Consider the following 21,531-nt stretch of genomic DNA (forward strand, 5'->3'; position numbering starts at 1 on the left):
GACTAGCTATCGGACTGATCTCGCTTGCGCTGATTCCAGCGTTCCTCAAGACCCGACATGAACTGCGAATTATTCTTCGCAGCTGAATTCTGTCCAGTATTTCCAGCTCGACCTAGTTTGCCAGAGGCGGACTTGGTCAAGGCCAACAATACCCCACCAAACATGACAACGAACCCAAGGACACCAAGAATAATAATGTGCTGGGAGATGCCAAATATGAGGCCAGCAAGACCGACGATCACCAGAAGTATGCCTAGCGCGACGTTACTCGTGGAAAGGCGGCCTGTGCTTGCAGCCCCCTTCATACTAGAAGCGAAGCGACGATCTTCGTGCAACTGTTTTTCAAGTTGCTCCAACAAACGCTGCTCGTGTTCCGATAGCGGCATCGTCTTCTCCTTCCAAAGGCAAACTTGACGGTCATTTACCGTCGTGAGGTTCAACGTGGATTAGGAGGAAAAAGTTCCCCAAATCATTTGAGCCTTACTCCTAGGATAGTCTCATTTGTTGCCAGCCTGCCAGTTGATCTTCACCACTGGTTCATATACCCACCTGGCACACAGAAACGGATTATTCTCGCGGCCGCAAGAAACGTGCTGGTGTCACCAATGACTGAGGGAATTTCTGTCCGATCAAGTCAGCCATTCGTTCAGCTTCCCTTACTTTTTCATCCTTCGGGTCCAGGCTCAGTTGCAATCCATACTCAGGATCCTGCAGTCGCTCCGCGCGAACACCAATCAGTCGTACCGGCTGAGCAAGCGGCAAAAGCTTACTGAGCAAAGACAGCGCAGCATCACCAATGGCCGATGATGAATCCGTCGCGGCACCAAGAGTTTTTGTTCGTGTTAGTCCCGTGAAATCGCGATACTTGATTTTCAGCCCCACACCACCGGCGGCATGCCCTTGGTCTCGCAATCTTTTTGCAACCCGATGGCTCAGCCGAAGAAGCTCACCTTCCAGTACTTGCGGGTCAGAAATATCCTCGGCAAATGTGTGCTCTGCCGAGATACTCTTTTCCTCTCGCGTCACCTCGACCGGTCGATAATCTATCCCTCTAGATAAGAGGTGCAAAGATCGGCCGTGCTCCCCCATCCGTGCAACGAGTCGAGACTCCGGCTCCCGCGATAGCTGCCCGACAGTTTCAATACCCAAAGCATGCAGTTGCTCCCCTGTTCGTTTCCCAACGCCCCACATCTTTGACACGGGCAAATCCTCCAGGAACTCTTCGGTCCGCTCCGGAGCAATAACAGCCATCCCATTGGGCTTGGCATAGGTTGAGGCCAACTTGGCAACAAACTTGTTCTTGGCGATTCCCACACTGGAAGGCAATCCCATGTTTTGGCTAATGTGCTGGCGAATCGTTCGTGCGATCTCCACCGGCCCACCGAGCATGCGCACACTACCAGTGACATCCAAGAATGCTTCGTCAACGCTGACCTGTTCCACCAGTGGAGTCAAGGTTCGGAAATAGGCCATGATCTGTTCTGAGGCTTCGTAATACTTGTGATGGCTCGGTTCAACGATTGTGGCTTCCGGCATCAACGGAATCGCTTGGCTCATCGGCATCGCCGAATGCACTCCCCTAGCCCGGCAGTCATAAGAAGCGGACAGCACCACGCTTCGTCCTTCAGGGAACCCAACTATCACCGGTTTATCAACCAGCTCTGGACGGTCACGCAACTCGACAGAGACGAAGAACGCGTCCATATCGACATGCAATATCGCTCGATGCCCCATCTTGACCTCCTGGTTCAACCACCCCGAACACAACTACCATACTCGAATATATGTTCGGTTTTCACTATGATGATTATTAGAGCTTGGTTGACCGACAGCGCCGAGCATTCACCGGTAGAGTTGTACCCGCCACCTGTACTTCACTCAAAGAAACGATTTTGCATGTCATTGCCTGATTCTTTGTCCTCCTTCGAGGTCGACGCCATCGATCTTAGCCGCGCCTATACGACAAAAGTCGCGCAGGCACTGGAGGAGTTCCTAGCTACCAAGAGTGTCGAGGTTGGACAAATCACGACCAGTGCCACGGAAATTGTCAACGCTATTACCTCTTTGACGCGTGGTGGCAAACGACTGCGCCCTTTGTTCGCCTACTGGGGATTTCTGGGAGCAGGTGGAACTAAGGACTCGCCGGACATCGTCCGACTTGGTGTAGCTTTGGAGCTTTTCCAAGCAGCTGCGCTGATTCATGATGACATCATCGATAACTCGGATACTCGTCGGGGCCAACCAAGTGTGCACAAACGCTTCGAAGCTCAGCACCAACAACTCGGCTTGTCCGGCAGCGCCGCAGCTTATGGAACAGCCAGTGCCATCCTTACTGGCGACCTGTGCCTTTCACTCAGTGAGGAAGCTTTCTCCGAAATCAGCGATCTGCCAGCCAACGCGCGTCAGATTTTCAACCGTATGCGAACCCAAGTTATGGCCGGTCAGTATCTGGATGTACTAGAGGAATCGGCTGGTCCTGCCTACGATCCCCGTGAAGCCGTCAAACGCGCGCGAACTATCGTGACTTTCAAATCCGCCAAGTACTCGACGGAAAATCCGCTCCTAATAGGTGGTGCACTAGCCGGCGCCAGCGAAGAGCTTCTGGCTCAATATTCTGCTTTTGCGTTGCCTTTGGGCGAAGCGTTCCAGCTGCGCGACGATGTACTGGGCGTATTCGGCGATGCCGCTGTAACTGGGAAACCAATCGGTGGCGATCTTTTGGAAGGTAAACGCACGGAGCTGATTGCGCATGCATTGCTTCTTACAGATGATGCACAACGCGATTTCATTCAGACGCGACTCGGCGCAGCAGATATGACTGACCAAGAAGTTCAGCAACTAAGCAACATACTTCGAGATAGTGGGGCCTTGGCCGCAACAGAGAACAGTATTAGTGAACTTACCGAGCAATCGCAGGTGGCGCTCGAGGCACTAACGATCTCTCCCCTAGCCTTGGCCGGACTACAACAACTGAGCGACGCGGTCACCAAGCGCTCAAAGTAGCCACTGCGGTCTCTATTTCATAACAAAAGGTCTCAACCATCCGTTTGCTCGGAATATGGTTGAGACCTTTTTGTTGCCGGTTTCTCTAAATACTAAAGTACGGGAGAACTACCAGCCCAGGGCTTGAGCACGGCGTCGGATTTCTGTTTTGCGGCCCGAACGCAGGGCGTCCATTGGAGTGCCAGGAAGCGAATCATCCTCGGTGAATAGCCACATGATCGATTCTTCGTCCGAGTACGCAGCATCCAAAAGTACCGAGAGCGTACCTTTCAGGCTTTCGACTACCGAGCCGTCTTGGAGAAAATCAGCTGGGATGGAACGAACCTTGCGCTCACCAATTCTTACTGACACGATTGCACGCTCGTCCAGGAGGCGGTGCACCTGTCGAATGTCGATTTCTAATTCTTCTGCCACATCGGGCAAGGTCAGCCACTGGCCGACGATATCTACGATTTCCTTCACCCCTCAAGGTTCCCACAAATTCGCAAACTCCGCAGAAACTTTAGAAAAACTGACCTCAGTAGTTTCCATGCGTCACAGGAGTAGTGTAAATTTCCTTGTATCACTTTGATAACAATTGCATCACGAACAACATTGGGAACTTGCGTCCTTCTGGTTGCCGAGAAGTAAAAGCCGTTATTTTCACCGTATATATGAGGATCGACTCCATGCCCCACGAATCCAAACATGTCTCTAAGCATGCGTTAGGCGTAGTAGCAGGCGCGGCTATCCCAGCTGCAGTCATTGGTAGCCTTGCGCTGGCACCAGCAGCGCAGGCAACTCCCGTATCCCTCCCCAAAGCCTCTGGCAGCCTAGCCAAGGCAATCACCCCAGAAACCATCAAGGTTGCCGAGGAACAGATCAAGGCTCACTTGATCGCATCACGAGTTTCAACCCTCGGATTAGCAGCAAAGCGCGACGTGAAGGAAATCAAGATTCCTGCCGGCGCAACTCTTTCCGGACTGGCTAAGGAATACAACCTCTCAGTATCGGAGCTGAAAAAGCTCAATGGTCTGAAGAGCGATGTCATCATCGCGGGCAAGACTCTCAAGGTTTCCGGCAAGCCCGAATCCTCGAAGTCTTCAAAGCAGGATTCCCCTAAGTCCAGCAACTCCTCGGGAACAAAAACTTATACGGTGAAGAGCGGCGACACGCTCAGCGCGATCGCCAGCAAGCACAACATGAGCCTGTCCTCGCTGTTGAGCAAGAACGACATCTCAGCCAGCAAGGTCATCTTCCCGGGTACCAAGTTGAAGGTCAGCGGATCCAGCTCGGATTCGAAAGACCAGAATTCAACATCCAAGCCTAAGAGCAGCTCTTCGAGCTCCGCCACGTACACTGTAAAGGCCGGAGACACCCTCGGCAGCATCGCGGTGAAGCACAACATGAGCCTGTCCTCGCTATTGAGCAAGAACAACATCTCGGCAAGCAAGGTCATCTTCCCGGGCAACAAGCTGAAGATCAGCGGATCGGGTTCAAGCCACGAGTCCAACTCCTCCAAAAAGGAATCTTCCTCGTCGAGCACCTCGAGCTATACCGTGAAGTCAGGCGATACGCTTGGTGGAATCGCTGCGAAGCACGACATGAGCCTCTCCGAGCTGCTTAAGCTCAACGACATCTCGGCCAGCAAGCCAATTTATCCAGGCAGCAAGATCAAGGTTTCGGGTGGTTCTTCTTACTCTTCGAAGTCGACTACTCAGAGCAAGCCAAAGGCAACGACTTCCACTTACACCGTGAAGTCCGGTGACACCCTCGGTGGAATCGCAGTCAAGCACGATATGTCTTTGAAGTCTTTGCTCAATCTGAATCCAAATTTGAGCACCAGCTCCCCGCTCAAGATTGGTACCAAGATCAAGGTCTCGGGCTCAACCGTAGCGCCGACGAGCAATGTCAAGAAAGACAAGATCGGCAACACCTTTGAAGGTCGCACCTACGAAGATCATGTTGTCAGCAGCGCCAACGAGAACAAGAACTACCTAGACTCAGTTGACGTTCCAAGCCGCGCAGAAATGCAGGCGTTGATTCGTTCCACCGCTCTGAGCATGGGTGTAGACCCGGCTTTGGCACAGGCACATGCTTATCAGGAATCCGGATTCAACATGCGCTCGGTCTCTCCAGCTAACGCAGTAGGCGTTATGCAGGTCTTGCCAAGCACAAGCGACTGGATTGCTTCCAGCATCGGTCAGAACCTCAACCCGCTGAACCCACGTGACAACGTGGTTGCCGGTGTTGCAGTCATCCGTTACAACTTGAACAACACCGACGACCTGGACACTGCCATCGCAGCGTACTACCAGGGCCTGGGTGGCGTGAAGAAGTACGGCATGTACGAGGACACCAAGCGCTATGTTGCTAGCGTAAAGGCGCACATGAAGAACTTCCGCTAAATTGCAAAAACGATGGTCGGCCAAGCACTTAGATGCTTCGCCGACCATCGTTGTAGCTACGGTCTTTTGTTTTTGCTTAGGAGTTTCTTCGTTCCAGGTCCAATGGCATGTCGATGAGGACCTTAGTTCCCCCGCCCTCTCTGGGCAACCAACGGATCTCACCGGAGAGTTCACTTGTCACCAAGGTTCGAACGATTTGCAGCCCAAGCCCCTCACGTCGTGGCTCCGGGGGCAAGCCATGACCATTGTCTTCAATGACCACGCGCAGCCAGTCCACACCGTCCGTACCAATGTAGCGCTCTGCGACCAACGAAACCTCGCCGTCGCGTTGCGCCAAACCATGTTCCACAGCGTTGGTTACCAATTCATTGATAACCAACGACAACGGAGTGGCTAGGTCAGCAGCCAACATACCAAATTCGCCTTCTCGGCGTGTGGAGACGCGTTGTTCAGGCGACGCGATTTCAACAATCAACCGGAACTGACGGTCCATCAGGTCATCAAATTTCACGGTCTCGTTTAGACCCTTAGACAGGAAGTCGTGAACCGACGCGATGGTCGAGACACGTCGCATTGCCTGTTCCAGGCCCTGCTTGCCATCTTCAGAGGTCATCCGACGCGACTGCATGCGCAGCAAGGCTGCGACTGTCTGCAGGTTGTTCTTGACCCGGTGGTGGATCTCTCGGATAGTCGCGTCCTTGGTGACCAATTCTTTTTCGCGACGACGAAGCTCTGTGACATCGCGGCACAGAACCAGTGCGCCCCAACGTTTGGATTCGTTGCGCAACGGAATTGCACGCAACGAAAGAGTGACACCACGGTGTTCAACTTCGGTACGCCACGGCATCTTGCCCTGAAGCACCAGCGGGAGTGTTTCGTCTACCACCCGGCGGTCGCTGACCAAAGCCATGGTCAAGTCGGCTAGTGGCTGGCCTTGAAGGACATCCGCAGCACCGAGACGACGGAAACCAGATACCGCGTTGGGGCTCGCGAATTCAACAACACCATCAACACTGAGTCGAATAAAACCATCACCGGCGCGTGGTGCACCTCGACGTGAACCGGTGGGGCTGCCAAATTCTGGCCAGAGGCCGTGGGTACCCATTTTTAGCAGGTCATCTGCGCTTTGCCGGTACACCAATTCTAGGTTGGACGGGGTCCGTGATTGGTTCGGATCAAAGTGCGAGGTAATGACGGCTACGGGACGATTCTGGCGGACCAGAGGAATCGCTTGAACCGTGGTTAGGCCCAAGATGATGTCGTTACCGACCTGCTCCGCGGAGCGTTGAATTTGCAAGGTTTCCCATGCCTGATCCACCATGAGCCGTAAATCTTTACGAATGCGCTCTCCAACAAAGTCACTATGGAAAGCAGTGTGAGAAGTTGAAGGGCGCACATGCGCTAAGGCTACATAAGAGCCATCGCCGGTGGGGAACCACAACACAAGGTCAGAGAATGAGAGATCCGAGACCAGTTGCCAGTCCCCCACCAGCAGGTGGAGCCAGTCCTCATCACCGGGTGCTAGCGCAGCGCGTTGACGTAATTCTTCCGTGATGAGGGCCATTGGCGGTATTTACCTTCGTACGATGGAACGCAACAGGCGAAGGGCAACGGACAGAGACGCCATGTCGTCTCGTTCGAGGCTGTTCACTTCAGCAAACATTGTCTTCGCACGATCTAGGTTAGCCGCGTTTACGTTCTCCCAAGCAGCAACACGCTCTGATGGATCTGCAATATCCCCATGCGCTTCCAAGATGTTGCCGGTCAGATCCATGATTGTGGTGTACAGGTCGTCACGCATCGCTGCACGAGCCAGCGCCTGCCAACGATCCGATCGAGGCAATCGCGTAATCCGATTCAACAGACTGTCCACGCCAAACAGGTCGTAAAGCACGAAGTACGTTTCCGCTACCTTGATTGGAGAAATCGAAGTGCGGTGCACATACTGCGCGATGTCCAGCAAAGCGAAGGACTCGAACTGCGTAGCCCACATGCTCGCACGAAGTTCTGGAATGTCGTATCCCAGCGCTTCGTCACGCCATTCGTTAAACCGCACAAGGTCTTTTCCACGAAGGATAGTAGGCAAGGCCTTACGCAGCTGCGTCACGGTGTCCTTGAAGCGATTTACCGCCTCGGTGACTAGTAGCTGCTCATCGACGCCGTTGATGAACCAACGGGTGGCGCGGTCCAGCAAACGACGCATGTCGTGGTGCTGACGTCCCCAGTGATCCAGGCTAGTTCCTGCAGGCTGGGCATTGATGGCATCAAACTGACGGTCAAATCCGTAGATCTCGCGCAGTGCGCAGAAGACCTTGGCGATCTGAACTTCGTTGGCACCAGTTTCTTCCATTGCGCGGAATACGTAGGTGATACCGCCGACGTTGACTACGTCATTGGCAACTACGGTGGCAATGATTTCCTTACGCAGCGGATGGCTCTGCAGCTGATCTCCGAATCGCTCTACGAGCTTTTCAGGGAAGTACCCGCGCAGGATCTGCGCGAAGTACGGATCATCAGCAATATCCGATTCAGTCAACGCATTAGCCAACTGGATCTTGGAATATGCGGCGAGCACCGAAAGTTCTGGAGTCGTCATGGCTCCGCCCGAGGCCCGGCGTTCTTCAAGCTGTGCGGTGCTTGGCAGGAATTCCAACTCGCGGTTGAGGTCCGCTGCGGATTCAAGCCACTGCATGAGGCGCTCATAGGCAGGAGCCCACGCCAACGCTGCATGCTTTTCGTTGAGCAACAACACGTTCTGCTCGAAGTTGGTCTTCAAAACAAGGTCGCCAACATTGTCAGTCATCGACAGCAAGAAATCAGTGCGCTCTTCAGTGCTCAAGTTTCCGGCTGCGATCTGACGATCAACAAATATCTTGATGTTGACTTCACGGTCTGAGGTATCAACGCCAGCAGAGTTATCAATGGCGTCGGTATTGAGCAGTACACCGTTATTAGCAGCTTCGATACGACCCAGCTGGGTCATGCCCAAGTTACCGCCTTCACCGACCACGTTGGCACGCAGGTCCTTGCCGTCAATGCGGAATGCATCGTTGGCGCGGTCTCCGACCTGACCGTTGGTTTCGGTGGATGCCTTGACGTAGGTGCCAATGCCGCCGTTGTACAGCAGGTCAACCGGAGCGGACAGAATTGCCTTGAGCAATTCGTTAGGGCTCATCTTGACCGTTCCAGCGCTCAGTCCCAAGACTTCGCGGACCTCTGCAGTAATCGGGATCGACTTGAGGCTTCGCGAGTACACGCCGCCACCAGCCGAGATGAGTTCCTTGTTGTAGTCCGCCCAGCTGGAGCGAGGCAGGTCGTACAGGCGCTGACGTTCGTCAAAAGCAACCTGCGCGTTCGGTGTTGGGTCCAAGAAAATGTCGCGGTGGTCAAAGGCCGCCAGCAACTTCACGGTCGGAGTACGACGCAGTCCGTTACCGAAGACGTCGCCGGACATGTCGCCCACGCCTACTGCGCTGAACTCATCACTCTGGGTATCAACACCGAGCTGGAAGAAGTGACGCTTGACCGATTCCCACGCACCTCGCGCGGTGATGCCCATGCCCTTGTGGTCATAACCAACCGAACCGCCCGAAGCGAAGGCATCGCCCAGCCAGTGTCCCTTTTCTGCGGACAGTGAGTTAGCGATATCGGAGAAGCTTGCAGTGCCCTTATCGGCAGCAACAACCAGGTACGAGTCATCGCCATCGCGGCGCACAACGTTTTCGGGAGCTACGATGTGCTCCCCCTCTGCGTCGGCCACCATGTTGTCGGTCAGCTGCAGCAAGGTGCTGATGAAGACCTTGTACGCGCCCTTGCCTTCTTCAAGCCAGGCGCCACGATCCTGAGCAGGGTTAGGCAGCTGCTTGGCGTAGAAGCCACCCTTAGCTCCGGTCGGAACGATGACCGAGTTCTTCACCATCTGAGCCTTGACTAGCCCAAGAACTTCGGTACGGAAGTCTTCTCGACGGTCCGACCAACGTAGGCCACCGCGTGCAACGGCTCCGAACCTGAAGTGGGTTCCTTCAACGCGTGGCGAGTAAACCCACAACTCGTGCTTTGGACGTGGGAACGGCGCAAAGTCGATCTCCTCAGGAGCCAGCTTGAAGGCCAACGCCTGATGAGCGGTGAAGTAGTTGGTTCGCTTGGTAGCTTCAATGACCTTGACGAAGCGGCGAAGCAAGGTATCAGCGTCCAGTGTTGGCACTGCTTCAAGTGCTTGCGCAATCTTTTCCTTAGCAGCTTCACGAGCTACCTCGGATGCTTCACTGCTCAAGGCAGGATCGAAGGTAGCTTGGAAAAGCTCCACAATGCTGTGGGTTACCGAAGCGTTGTCCACCAGGGTGTTGGCGATAAAGCCGGTGGAGTTAGGCACTCCGAGCTGCAACAGGTAGTGAGCGTAGGCGCGCAACATGGCCACCTGCTCCCAGGACAGTCCTTCGCGCAAAACCAACGCATTCAAGCTGTCGGATTCAGCTACGTTGCGAACTACCGCGCTGTAAGCTTCAGCCAGTTTGGTTTCGACAGAGCTGAAATCGATCGCTTCATCGAACTTCAAACCCATGTCGTATATGTAGCGCTGTCCGATGCCCTCTGGGTTCAACTCGTAAGGTCGTTCATCAACAACCTCAAGTCCCAGATCCTGCAGTACTGGCAAGATCCGTGAGAGCAACAAAGGACGCGTCACGAAAATCTTCATGCGCTTTGAGACTGGTGATTTTTCATCACGGCTGGTCGGGTCGTAGAAGGAAACGACCGGTCCGCTTTCAGTATCTTCATCAAGGCTGGAAAGCAGGTTGACGTCCTTGAACGCATCCTCAATTTCAAACTGAACCTTGTAGGCAGCCGGGAAGGCCTCGGCCCAAGCGTTGGAGAGCGTATTGGCGTCGCCCAGTTCCAAGTTGGTTCGCGCGGTGTCAACGATGGCATCAGACCAGGAGCGAACGGCCTTAGCAATACGTTCCTCTAGAGCGTTACGGTCCACCTGCGGGTTGGATCCGTTGCGCTGCAGACGTAGGCGGTAGAACAGTCGGACCAATGCGCCGGCACCAAGCTGTGCTTCGTACTCAACCGAGTCCGCATTGAAGGTGTCCTGCAGTTCCTGCTCAACACGCAGTCGTACCGCGGTGGAGAAACGATCACGGGGCAAGAAGACCATTGCGGTGACAAAGCGACCGTAATCGTCGGTGCGCAGGAAGACTGAAGTGCGACGTCGTTCCTGCAGACGCAGGATTCCCAGTGCGGTTTGGGTCAGGTCCTCCACCGTAATCTGGAACATCTCATCACGAGGGTAGCTTTCCAAGATGGTGGTGATGTCCTTGCCAGAGTGGGAATTCACAGCGAATCCCGTGCTCTTCAGGACGGCCTGAACCTTCTCGCGAACTACTGGAACGGTCTTGACGCTTGAGGTGTAAACGCTAGAGGCGAATAGACCGATGAAGCGGCGTTCACCGTTAACTTCACCGTTAGCGTCAAAGCTCTTCACACCTACGTAGTCCAGGTACACGCCACGGTGCACCGTTGAACGTGAGTTAGCTTTGGTAATGATCAGCGCGCTCTTATCGCGTGCGGTGATGCGACCTTGCTTGGTCAAATGCTGCGGGCCCTGAGATTCAACTTCCCGCATGAGTCCAAGGCCGCTACCAGCACGGGCAACAAGAACTTCTTCACCATCAACGCATTCCAGATCGTATTCTCGGTATCCGAGGAATGTGAACTGACCATCTGCCATCCAGTCGAGCAGCTCAGCTGCCTGGGACAGCTCTGCGATCTGTTCAGCGTGCGCGGTCTGTGGCAGGGTATGCGCGATGTTTTTTGCCTGGTCCAACATTTCTGGCCAGTCGTTGACCGCAACGCGAACATCTGACAGAACGCTGTAGAGTCGCTCCACCAGTTCTTCAGCCTGCTGATCGCTCAACTCACGAGCCAGTTCGATGGAAATCCATGATTCGACATGGGTGGCCGAACCTGCGGAGATCAGGGTGCTGAGATCAGACAGCGCTGCGGTGTCACCACTGGCAACATGCTGTAGGCCTGCGTGGCTAATCTTGACGATTTCGCCACTTTGATCATCACGAGAGACCACAAAAGTCGGGTGTACCACGAGCTGAATTGGCGAATTAAGCTGAACCAATGCTGCGGTGACCGAATCAACCAAGAATGGCATGTCATCGGTGACGATGTGAACTACGGAGATTCCGTTATTTCGAGTGATGGCAACGTTAGGGGTATCCGCTTCGCGCTCATAACCGATTTCAAGGTGTGCCGCCACTCGCGATTCGAGTTCGTCGGGCCGGTAGGCCGCCACGTCCTCGGTCGCAATCTGGCCATAGTACTCGCTCACCAATTTTGGGGTGAGAGTCGCATCCATGAATGATTCTGACATGCTGGATTCCGACGAGTTCAACTGAACGCCTCCAAGAACAAAGTTCGATGTGCCCGCGCCGTTGCGGGTCACTAGTCTAATCAACCCTACCCGGTTTTCACGTCCTGAGTTCGTGCATTCCTACTAAATCGACGAGTTGCCCGTTTCTTGGGGATATCCGTAGATTTTATGCCGGTCAAAGACCGAATTTCAGAACGCAATGAACTCTTAGGTGCAATCTCCAGTAAAGGGCTTCCTGCTAACACTGACGCACTACAGACGGCGCTGTCATTGGGCATAAAGCCAACCACGTCGTGCATTGGACCAAAGCGATCCCAAGCTTCGATTAATCGGCGTTTTGGACTGCGTCCGCTACCGGAGACGCTGACCCTGTTGAAGACAATTTTTGGTTGCAGACCCCCATAGGATTCTTCAAGTTCGTCGATGGCACGCAAGGCTCGTGGAATGCCGACGCTATCTGAATTCACGACCATGAAAATCTCATCCGAACACTGAAGCATCTCAACGGTCACTGCGTTGCGTTGAGGTGCTTGGGTGTCAAAGCTCAGCTGTTCGTCCATGGCAATGTGTGGCGCCAAGTCTAGGACGACCACGTCATAGTGTTCCTTGAACGTCATTGACGCTCGCCGCAATGCCGAGGCCCGCACTTCAGGCCATCTGCTCGAACGAGGAATTCCAGTACCTACCCGAATCGTGGTGTCACCGACTTGGACCAGCGAGCAAGCGGCATTGAGCCGAGCGATGTCCGAGCTACCCGAGTCAATGATGCGGCAAATTTGGGCTACCGATGCCGATTCATCCATAAGGCCCAGCTGAATGGATATCGAGGCAGCGTAAGTATCGGCATCGAGTAGTACAACGTTTTTTCCTGCGGCTGCTAGCTCCACCGCGTAGTTCAACGCGATAGTGCTTCGCCCTGGAGAGCCAGGTGCACTCCAGAAGCTAACGATCTTTCCCGCGGTACGCGGTTCCTTTTCGGTCAGGTGTGGGGAGACCTTGTCCTTGTTGCTTTCAGGTTGCCTCAGCGAAAGAACCGTAGCTGCAATTCGCTGTTCAAGATCTGAAATCGCAATGTCTGCTGGCACTTGTAGAACATCTGGCGTGGGTTTGAGATCGGATGGGTTTTCTAGCATGCAGACTATCGCTGTGCGGTTGATCAGCAAGTCATCAACTTGTTCCATGGGCGGGACAAGATGCGAGTCGGCTACTAGCAAGACGTCCGCGGCTCCCGTGGCGCAGGCGGCGACAGCTTCAGCAATGTCAGAGCAAACACGGGTGACAATGAGTTCACCTTGGTAGCCCTCAATCTGCCTGACGATGGATTCTTGACCTCCCAACACCACTACTGAGATGCTCATTCTGCTGCCCCGGCCGGGTTGTAGATCACGATGATCCTTGAATCATTGGCCAAGGCTTGGAGCAGTGGTTCAAGTTGGTTTGGTTCCACGAGGAGTTCTAGGTTGGTTCCCTGCCTGTCTACTAGTCCCCCGCCACTTTCAACGCGTGCAGCGACTTCAACCATTGAGGACAGCTTCTCTGGAACGCCGTAGCTATTGCCGCCTGATTCTTTTTTGGCAATCCATACATCCACGAAGCTTCCCGGTGCGATTGACGAGGTTAGATCCGCTGGCAGATCCACATTGATCGGTCGTCGTGAGCCGAGCTCGCTCTGAGTAACCGAGGTGACCGGAATCAGTTCCCCGGCGCTGACAAAGGTGTTCACCCGAGAGTTCTTGTCTAACCCGGAAGCCGGGTGCAGATACTTCCCCGCGGTGTCGCCGAGCTGAACTTCTTGGGTTTTCAGGTTTTCTTCGGTCAATTGTTCGCCGAGGGTAATGTTTGAGCGCGCCACGTAGACCGTTGTTGTTTCGTGCATTGCGCCGATGAGATACATTGTCCCGGCTACCGAAGCAAGCACAAGGAAGGCGCCAAGGGCCAGCCTCGGGTCTTTCCACCCTGGACGCCGGACACGCGCAGCTTTTGTTGTGCGCTCACCTTGGACTATTTGGTCACTCATCAAGGCTCAACCCTCCGCCAGTGGATGTGCTTATGAATCGTGAGCCTACGACAACTTGGGCTTCTAGAAAAGACCTTTTCTTGGCTGTGGATCAATTAAGCGTTGTTGCAACCACCCAGCCGATGGACTCCAGCGGGATCAAGAGATTGCCTGAGATTCGTCCTGGACGGGCAAATTCATCACGCGGGTGAACGTCGATAATCAGGTAATCCTTGGCAACTTGGGCCAAGGTTCCTTCAGCCAGCGCATTGCCGTCGCGGCCGTGAATCTGGCACCTTGACCTATCCCGCAGCAGACCTCGAATGACGCTGGCGAACCTTATGGATTTGCTCTGATGCCGCCAGCTAAGGCCGGAGCCTTGGGTCTGGGGCAAAGCAATTGACTCGACTGCTTGGCGCCTGATGACCCACTGCGATCGGTCTGTTTCCAGGCAGAGATAGTCAGTAGACACGGGCCCGAGAGTTGCACGAATTTCAGTTGCTCCGGATAACCGGATTGTCAGTTCTTGGCCCTGGAAGCGCGCCAATGTCTGAGTGAGCTCAGCAGTTGATTTTTCAATGCGGACATTCTCAGAAATTTCGTCGCGCAGTTGAGCACGGTTTTGCTCATCCAGTTGAGCTTCAAGATCGTCAAAGAGTGAATCCCAGCGCATGTGGCAACTGTACGAGACAAAAACTTGTTTCAACACCCTCTTCACAAAATCACGGCAAAGTGTCATCATTGCTACCAAATGACATCAAATTGTATCAAACAGATGCTAAGGAAGTGATTTGGATGAGCTTGTCGAGGGTATTCGCCATCTTCTTGTTGTTTGCCGTCTCGGGGTCAGTCCTCGTTTTTGTTGGCATTCACTGGATCATCGACTTCCATGCGATCAGCGCTACCTCGGATCCGAGCTCATACATTGTGCTGTTACTCAGTCCCTAGCCACCTTGTACGCAATTCACTACGGGGCACGTCGGCTGCTTATTTGGGCCATGGCCCGCCGCCACATTCCTACCATCCGGTTTTTCCAACGAGTTGCTCCACGATTCACACGCAAGGTACTCGGATCTTTGCTCGGGACCTCAATCGTTCTTTCATCCGCGGTCGCGGCTAACGCCGCGCCGGTGACTCCCCTGGAAAACCACGCCTCCGTTGAAAGCGCAGAGAAGAACGTGGATCCACAACGATCAGAACCTAAACAACGAAGCGTTCCCAATGCTCAGTGGTTCCCCGAACAAGTCAGCGTTCCAATGAACAACTTGATCTCGCAGACCCCACAGCCAAAGCGGGAGCCGGCAAAGTCGGGAGCTGAGGTGGTGGTTGCCGAAGGCGAAACGTTGTGGAGCATTTCAGCCAAACGCCTCGGGGCCCAGGCCACTGCCGAAGAAATATCAACCTACTGGCCGCAAATCTACAAAGCCAATGAGCAAGTCATCGGTCCAGATCCTGATCACTTAGAAATCGGTACCGTCCTAGAGCTTCCACCCACGCCTTAGCACCACAAAGAAACAACCACCCATCAATGATCATTAGGAGTCATCATGAGCACCATCACCGTCACCCCACGGAGCCTAGGTAAGGAACTACTCTCCGACGACCCAGCATTCCCCGACACGTCTTTTGGTGTTGAAGCAAGCTCAGCACCAAGCGGTAGCGCCGAAACTCCGTGCAATAGTCCAGCCCATTTGAGTAGGGCCATGGACAACATTTTCCGTAGGAACGAGGGCTACCGAACGGAACGTCGGGCTGTCGTTGAGATCTCGTACTCCGTCGCCCGTGCGGTTTTTGAGATCGTTGCTGGCTATCGCAGCGTCAGCCAGTTGGCCTTTGTTGTTGAGCCTAATTGCATCGACAAGCTCCGTCGTAGGGCACTACTAGAGACTTCCCGCTACACGGTAGATCCAGTACCTGGCACTGCACATGGGCAAATCATTTCCTTGCACCTGGATCACTGTTTTTCAGGGGCGTGGGAATGCACAGCCATCATCGGCTTTAAAGACCGCGTCCGCGCCGTAGCTCTCAAGATTGAGCCATGGCACGGACGTTGGCAAGTCACAGATGTGGAACTTATTTAGTTACGCTTGGACTTCTTTTTCTTCTTACCGTTGGTAGCTGGAGCACGCTTGGTGCTAGCTTCGCCGTCTTCATCAGGACCAGTGAACTGCAGGTTCTTCGGCTTCGCTGATTCGTCGACAGGCGCTGCTTCTTCAACGGCGTCAGAACCCGATGGGATATCAAGGTTGAACAAGGCACCGATGCTTTCCTCGCGGATGCCTTCCATCATGGTCTGGAACATCGTGTAACCCTCACGCTGGTATTCAACCAACGGGTCACGCTGCGCCATGGCACGAAGTCCGATACCTTCCTTGAGGTAATCCATCTCGTACAGGTGTTCCTGCCACTTGCGACCAATGGTCGAAAGCACCACTCGGCGTTCCAGATCTCGCATGGTCGATGAACCAACAAGCTTTTCACGCTCTTCGTACTGGTACTGCGCGTCCGAAAGGATTTCGCGTTCCAAGAAGGATCCGGAGAGGTGGCCAATGCCACCGGCTTCTTCAACAACTTCGTCAACGGTGATACCGATTGGGTACAGCTGCTTGAGGTTAGTCCACAGGGACTTGAGTTCCCACTCATCTGGGTTGCCCACCTGCGTGGCTTCCAAGACCATGGCCTTGACGACGTCCTCTAGGAAGTGGCCGACCTTCTCTTCAAGGTCACCACCTTCGAGGATGGCTCGACGGTCAGCGTAGATAGCTTCACGCTGGCGGTTCATCACGTCATCGTACTTGAGCACGTTTTTACGCTGTTCGGCGTTAACGCCCTCAACCTGAGCCTGTGCTGACTCAATGGCGCGGGAAACCATCTTGGATTCCAGTGCCACATCTTCAGGCATTGAAGGGTTGTTCATGATGCGCTCTGCCATGCCGGAGTTGAATCGACGCATCAAATCATCGGTCATCGACAGGTAGAAGCGTGATTCACCCGGGTCGCCCTGGCGTCCGGCACGACCACGCAGCTGGTTATCGATGCGGCGGGACTCGTGGCGTTCGGTACCAAGCACGTAAAGGCCGCCGAGTTCGGCAACTTCCTTGGATTCGGTAGCGACGGTTTGTTTTGCTTTGGCAAAAACTTCGTCCCAAACCTTGTTGTACTCGTCCGGGTTGTTCTCTGCGTTCAAGCCACGACGTTCCATCTCAGCGACTGCCAAGAATTCTGGGTTACCACCGAGCATGATGTCGGTACCGCGACCGGCCATGTTGGTAGATACGGTCACGCCGCTCTTGCGACCAGCCATAGCTACAACGGCCGCTTCACGGGCGTGCTGCTTTGCATTCAGTACCTCGTGGCGGATGCCCTTTTTGGACAACAGACGCGAGAGGTATTCGCTCTTTTCCACGCTGGTGGTACCAACCAGAACTGGCTGACCGGTGGCGTGACGTTCAGCGATGTCCTCAACAACAGCGTTGAACTTAGCGACTTCATTCTTGTAAATGTAGTCGGACTGATCCATACGGATCGCTGGCTTATTGGTAGGGATTTCCACTACGCCCAGCTTGTAGGTGCCCATGAACTCGGCAGCCTCGGTCTGCGCGGTACCGGTCATGCCCGAAATCTTGTCGTACATGCGGAAGTAGTTCTGCAGCGTGATCGTGGCCAGAGTCTGATTCTCCGCCTTGATGCTGACGCTTTCCTTGGCTTCAATAGCCTGGTGCATGCCCTCGGAGTAGCGACGGCCCTGCAATGCACGACCAGTGTGCTCGTCAACGATCATTACTTCGCCGTTGACTACAACATAGTCTTTGTCCTTCTTGAACAATTCTTTGGCCTTGATGGCATTGTTCAAGAAGCCGATCAGCGGGGTGTTGTTGGCTTCGTAGAGGTTATCGATGCCGAGGTAGTCCTCAACCTTTTCAATTCCCGATTCCAGTACACCGATGGTGCGCTTCTTCTCGTCAACTTCGTAGTCGTCTTCGCGCTTGAGCGTTGAGACTATCTTCGAGAAGACGGTGTACCAGCGGTTAACGTCGCCCGAAGCCTGTCCGGAGATGATCAGTGGGGTACGAGCCTCATCGATCAAGATCGAGTCGACCTCATCAACGATGACAAAGTTGTGGCCACGCTGGACGAGCTCGTCCTTGCTCCATGCCATGTTGTCACGCAGGTAATCGAAGCCGAATTCGTTGTTCGTACCGTAGGTGATATCTGCTTCGTACTGCTTGCGACGCTCTTCTGGCTTCATGCTGGCCAGGATGCAACCGCAGGTCAGACCTAGGAAGCGGAAGACGCGTCCCATAAGGTCGGACTGGTACTGGGCGAGGAAGTCGTTGGTGGTGACCACGTGGACGCCCTTGCCGCTTAGGGCGTTGAGATACGCCGGCGCCGTAGCCACCAGAGTTTTACCTTCACCGGTACGCATTTCAGCGATATTACCCAGGTGCAGGGCGGCTCCACCCATCAGCTGAACGTCAAAGTGGCGCATTCCAAGAACACGATCAGACGCTTCTCGAACCACTGCGAATGCTTCGGGGAGCAAATCTTCCAGCGTCTCGCCGTTAGCCAAACGTTCGCGGAACTTGTCGGTTTCGCCCTTGAGCTCTTCGTCTGAAAGTTCGCGAATTTCGACTTCCAACGTATTGATTGTGTCGGCGTACTTACGAAGAACCTTTAAGGTCTTCTTGTCGCCGGTACGCAAAATACGTTCTAGCAATGATGCCACGTGGTAGCTCCCAATATCTCAAGCACAGTATTTTCTGGCGTCTTTAGTCTACGTGAGGAAATCAGCGCTTCTGGCTATTTCCCGTAGATGACCGCTGTTCTTCTAGCGAACAACAATAGGATGGACAGGCCGTTCACAGGCCAATTTGTATGTTCTCCAGCTTCAGCCATCGAGCCATACGTTCAAGTTCTGCGCGTAAAGGTAGTTCGGCGCTACTCTCCCAGCCTGGTTCATAGTGAACACTCTTGGCGTGAAGAACACCGCGGGCACGATCAGCTTTAAGATCTACACGACCTACGAACTCATCCCCCAGCAGCATTGGAAAGACATAATATCCATACCGTCTTTTCGCTTCAGGGACATAGATTTCAATCCGATACTCAAAGCCAAAAAATTGTTCTAGACGGCGTCTATTAAATACCATCGAATCAAAGGGCGAGAGTAGTCGCAAATCCTGTTCGATCTTACGGGGAACTTTGGTGCCCAGCGGCATGAAACAAACTTCGCTAAGCCCTGGTACTTGCACCTGCTCAATATGGGCATCGATCGCTAGTTGCGCCAACGTGGCTTTAACTTCCCGGATTGGCAGACGGAAATACTCCGCAACACAATGCGCTGTAGCTATACCTTGGGCTTCAAGGGATCGGTGGATGAGCCGTTCCAGGGCTTCTTGCCGAGGAGCTTCACTCACGTCAACGGTTGTCGCTAGTACGTTTTGGGCTAAGGCGTAACGCCGTTCAAACTGGGTGTTGCGGCCCAGAGTAAGAATCTTGGCCCGCGCAAAAAGTGACTCGGTAACGTACTTGGTGTCGTTCCAATTCCAGCCCCAGTGTTCTTTGGATGCGGTCGGCGCGACGTCCAAGGCTTGACTGATTTCTCTGGCACTCGATCCAGGATTCTTCGCCAAAAATTCAAGTACCTGTTCCGAGAGATCATGCTGCTCAGAAGAAAAATTATCTGACTTGTCGATCCAGGTACGGCGTTGCCACACCTGCAAATCTGGAACGAGTTCGGCGCTCACCACGGATGCTTCATGGGCCCAATACTCGGTCAGCGGGCTACGCGGTGTTGCCAAAACCTTGTCCAAGGTTTCAATGTTGTACTCCCCTAGCCTCGCAAAAAGCGGCATGTAGTGAGCCCGACGAACAACATTGACCGAATCGACCTGCAGCTGCGAGATGGACTGGACGGTCTTGATAATTTTTCGTGCTGAAATCTCTTGATTAGTCCTGCCACGAGACAGGCCTTGGGCGGCCAACGCGATCCGACGAGCCTGCTTGAGGCTCAGGACGCGATGGCCGCCCAACATAGTTTGTGCGCTGATGACTTACCCTCAGTCGGTTACTAATGCCTTGTCACGGTACCCGCGAGTTTCCGTGGTGGCTTCTTGATCAGATTCTAGTGACGGGTCAAGGCTGATCACACCGTACTGGTACTGTGTGCGGCCGTAGACCACGGCGTGCTCTCCTGTGGCTTCATCGATGAACAGGTAGAACGGGTGCCCGACTAGCTCCATGCGGTCCACTGCGTCATCAACGCTCATCACTTCGGCTGGGAAGGACTTACGGCGAATGACCACTGGCGAGTACTCGGCCTCGGACTCAGTCTCGGAAACTTCTGCAGCTTTCTGAGCCTCAAGAGTGGACTCAACCAACGACTTGTCGCTGGAGGCCGTAGGTAGTGTACTGGTTGCTTCGTGCACGGCCACTGGAGTGTGGTTTCCGCGATGGACCTTACGCTTGTCCCGAGCCTTACGCAGCCGTTCAAGAAGTTTTGCGAAGGCGATGTCAAAGGCGGCGAACTTGTCAGCTCCGCGAGCCTCAGCTCGAACGGCGGGGCCACGTCCAACAACGGTCAATTCAACGGACAATGCCGTGCTCTGGTCACGGGCATGTGATTCTTTGAGGACCTTGACGTCAATGCGTTGAACCTTGGTAGCCAGCTGGTCAACCTTGGTTATCTTCTCATCCACGTACTCACGGAAACGATCCGAAATGGTGATATTGCGTCCGCTGTAGTTCAGCTCCATGGTGTCCTCCAATAGGGAGTCGGGTGACACAACAGTCCGGAAATTCCATCCTTCCGGACTGAAGATGGGCTTTTCGCTGCATCTGTGATGCAACCCATACTTCACCTTAGGCCACCACGCAGAAGATTCAAGTCTCTGAGCCCAAAATTCCTATCGCGGTCAGCGAAATCACTGTTCAGGCTCCTGATTTGGCGGTTTAGTCAGCGCCAAGACAACGGCAAGAGTGACGTCATATCCGGCTTCATGACATGCCATTGCGGCGTGGCGCAATGTTGAACCCGTCGTGAGGACATCATCGATGAGGATGATCGGCTGTCTTGGAACCTTCGCGCGTTCGGCAATGAAATGTTCCCTGCTGCCTCGTCGAGCAGACCCACTTTTGAGTTTCTGCGCCCCACCAAAAGCTGAGCGGACCCGGTAATGCAGCACTGAACGGCAGACTAGCTGCCCGGAGTACAGCCCACCGCGCATTCCATGTTCAAGTATTGATAACACCGGGGAATACCCGCGTTGCCCAACAGCTTTCAAGGAGCTCGGAACAGGAACAATCAAGGTCGATAGCTGCCCTGGTTGCGGGACACAGCTCGCGTTGATCACGGCCGCAAGATAAGGCGCAAAGACACCGCGAAGAAAATATCGTTGTTTGTTCTTGAATGCCAAGACCGCGCGGGCCAGTTCCTTGCCGTAGATCCCGCAGGAGCTGACCGAGAGTTGATTGGCTAGTAATGGCAACTCGACATAGTGATGGTGCCCGTCTGGTAGCGGAGGCAGGAATAGCTGGGATTGTATTTCTCGGCGGCATTCTGGACACAGACGAAAGTCTGCCCGAGAGCACACCGCGCAACTGGTGGGTACAAGAAAATTCAAAAATTCCCGGCCGCCAAAGCTCAGCCAGCGCACCGATCTTCGGTGACTGAATTTGTCAATGGTTCGCAACCAGCTCCACGAGGTTCCCATGGTTCACCGTAGGCGCGTTGCACAGCATCGTGACTGGGCAGCAAGACCAAT

17 protein-coding genes are annotated in these 21,531 nt (G+C 54.1%); 5 read left to right on the forward strand and 12 right to left on the reverse strand.

What is annotated here, in order from left to right:
• Positions 1–2: 2 nt before the first annotated feature.
• Both AC1Z3F_RS07635 and dinB read right to left on the reverse strand, forming a co-directional pair.
• Complete coding sequence (locus AC1Z3F_RS07635; RefSeq protein WP_262197421.1) at positions 3–386, reverse strand: DUF3040 domain-containing protein; 384 nt, start codon at positions 384–386, stop codon at positions 3–5.
• Between the two features lie 181 nt (positions 387–567).
• On the reverse strand, positions 568–1,734 hold the full coding sequence (gene dinB, locus AC1Z3F_RS07640; protein WP_262197420.1) for a DNA polymerase IV: 1,167 nt from the start codon (positions 1,732–1,734) through the stop codon (positions 568–570).
• A gap of 162 nt (positions 1,735–1,896) precedes the next feature.
• Between dinB and AC1Z3F_RS07645 the strand changes: the two genes are divergently transcribed.
• Positions 1,897–3,003, forward strand: coding sequence for a polyprenyl synthetase family protein (locus AC1Z3F_RS07645; protein ID WP_262197418.1), 1,107 nt, complete (start codon positions 1,897–1,899; stop codon positions 3,001–3,003).
• Positions 3,004–3,111: 108 nt separating this feature from the next.
• Here AC1Z3F_RS07645 and AC1Z3F_RS07650 read toward each other — a convergent pair whose 3' ends face one another.
• The gene (locus AC1Z3F_RS07650) at positions 3,112–3,465 is read right to left on the reverse strand and encodes an Rv2175c family DNA-binding protein (RefSeq protein ID WP_262197417.1); all 354 of its coding nucleotides are present in this window, start codon (positions 3,463–3,465) and stop codon (positions 3,112–3,114) included.
• A gap of 206 nt (positions 3,466–3,671) precedes the next feature.
• On the opposite strand from AC1Z3F_RS07650, the gene AC1Z3F_RS07655 reads away from it, so the two are divergent.
• Positions 3,672–5,390, forward strand: a complete 1,719-nt coding sequence (locus tag AC1Z3F_RS07655) for a LysM peptidoglycan-binding domain-containing protein (protein ID WP_483566896.1) — start codon at positions 3,672–3,674, stop codon at positions 5,388–5,390.
• Positions 5,391–5,466: 76 nt separating this feature from the next.
• On the opposite strand, the gene AC1Z3F_RS07660 is transcribed toward AC1Z3F_RS07655, so the two are convergent.
• The 5 genes from AC1Z3F_RS07660 to AC1Z3F_RS07680 form a co-directional block, all read right to left on the reverse strand.
• On the reverse strand, positions 5,467–6,954 hold the full coding sequence (locus tag AC1Z3F_RS07660) for a sensor histidine kinase (RefSeq protein WP_131088573.1): 1,488 nt from the start codon (positions 6,952–6,954) through the stop codon (positions 5,467–5,469).
• Between the two features lie 9 nt (positions 6,955–6,963).
• The gene (locus tag AC1Z3F_RS07665) at positions 6,964–11,772 is read right to left on the reverse strand and encodes an NAD-glutamate dehydrogenase (protein ID WP_483566897.1); all 4,809 of its coding nucleotides are present in this window, start codon (positions 11,770–11,772) and stop codon (positions 6,964–6,966) included.
• A gap of 86 nt (positions 11,773–11,858) precedes the next feature.
• Positions 11,859–13,130 (reverse strand): MinD/ParA family ATP-binding protein, encoded by a 1,272-nt coding sequence (locus AC1Z3F_RS07670; RefSeq protein ID WP_483566898.1) that lies wholly within the window; start codon positions 13,128–13,130, stop codon positions 11,859–11,861.
• Positions 13,127–13,789, reverse strand: coding sequence for a CpaB family protein (locus AC1Z3F_RS07675; protein ID WP_483566899.1), 663 nt, complete (start codon positions 13,787–13,789; stop codon positions 13,127–13,129). The genes AC1Z3F_RS07670 and AC1Z3F_RS07675 overlap by 4 nt, the downstream gene beginning before the upstream one ends.
• 91 nt (positions 13,790–13,880) lie before the next feature.
• Positions 13,881–14,441: a hypothetical protein gene (locus AC1Z3F_RS07680; protein WP_483566900.1), complete on the reverse strand. Its 561-nt coding sequence runs from the start codon at positions 14,439–14,441 to the stop codon at positions 13,881–13,883.
• A 122-nt stretch (positions 14,442–14,563) separates the two neighbouring features.
• On the opposite strand from AC1Z3F_RS07680, the gene AC1Z3F_RS07685 reads away from it, so the two are divergent.
• Genes AC1Z3F_RS07685 through AC1Z3F_RS07695 form a run of 3 tightly spaced genes read left to right on the forward strand, consistent with a single transcriptional unit; the run spans position 14,564 to position 15,849 of the window.
• A complete protein-coding gene (locus AC1Z3F_RS07685; protein ID WP_483566901.1) occupies positions 14,564–14,716 on the forward strand; it encodes a hypothetical protein in 153 nt (50 codons plus the stop codon).
• Positions 14,717–14,721: 5 nt separating this feature from the next.
• Positions 14,722–15,270 (forward strand): LysM peptidoglycan-binding domain-containing protein, encoded by a 549-nt coding sequence (locus AC1Z3F_RS07690; protein ID WP_483566902.1) that lies wholly within the window; start codon positions 14,722–14,724, stop codon positions 15,268–15,270.
• 45 nt (positions 15,271–15,315) lie between these two features.
• On the forward strand, positions 15,316–15,849 hold the full coding sequence (locus AC1Z3F_RS07695; RefSeq protein ID WP_483566903.1) for an Rv3235 family protein: 534 nt from the start codon (positions 15,316–15,318) through the stop codon (positions 15,847–15,849).
• Here the strand turns inward: AC1Z3F_RS07695 and secA are convergent.
• The 4 genes from secA to AC1Z3F_RS07715 all read right to left on the reverse strand — a co-directional run bounded on the left by secA (position 15,846) and on the right by AC1Z3F_RS07715 (position 21,459).
• Positions 15,846–18,494 (reverse strand): preprotein translocase subunit SecA, encoded by a 2,649-nt coding sequence (secA, locus tag AC1Z3F_RS07700; RefSeq protein WP_131088579.1) that lies wholly within the window; start codon positions 18,492–18,494, stop codon positions 15,846–15,848. The two genes, AC1Z3F_RS07695 and secA, sit on opposite strands and share 4 nt — an antisense overlap.
• 133 nt (positions 18,495–18,627) lie before the next feature.
• On the reverse strand, positions 18,628–19,803 hold the full coding sequence (locus AC1Z3F_RS07705; protein ID WP_131088580.1) for a winged helix-turn-helix domain-containing protein: 1,176 nt from the start codon (positions 19,801–19,803) through the stop codon (positions 18,628–18,630).
• A gap of 24 nt (positions 19,804–19,827) precedes the next feature.
• On the reverse strand, positions 19,828–20,523 hold the full coding sequence (hpf, locus tag AC1Z3F_RS07710) for a ribosome hibernation-promoting factor, HPF/YfiA family (protein WP_131088581.1): 696 nt from the start codon (positions 20,521–20,523) through the stop codon (positions 19,828–19,830).
• Positions 20,524–20,691: 168 nt separating this feature from the next.
• Positions 20,692–21,459, reverse strand: a complete 768-nt coding sequence (locus AC1Z3F_RS07715; protein ID WP_262197406.1) for a ComF family protein — start codon at positions 21,457–21,459, stop codon at positions 20,692–20,694.
• Positions 21,460–21,531: the final 72 nt, after the last annotated feature.

The organism is Glutamicibacter sp. MOO4 (assembly GCF_056934395.1).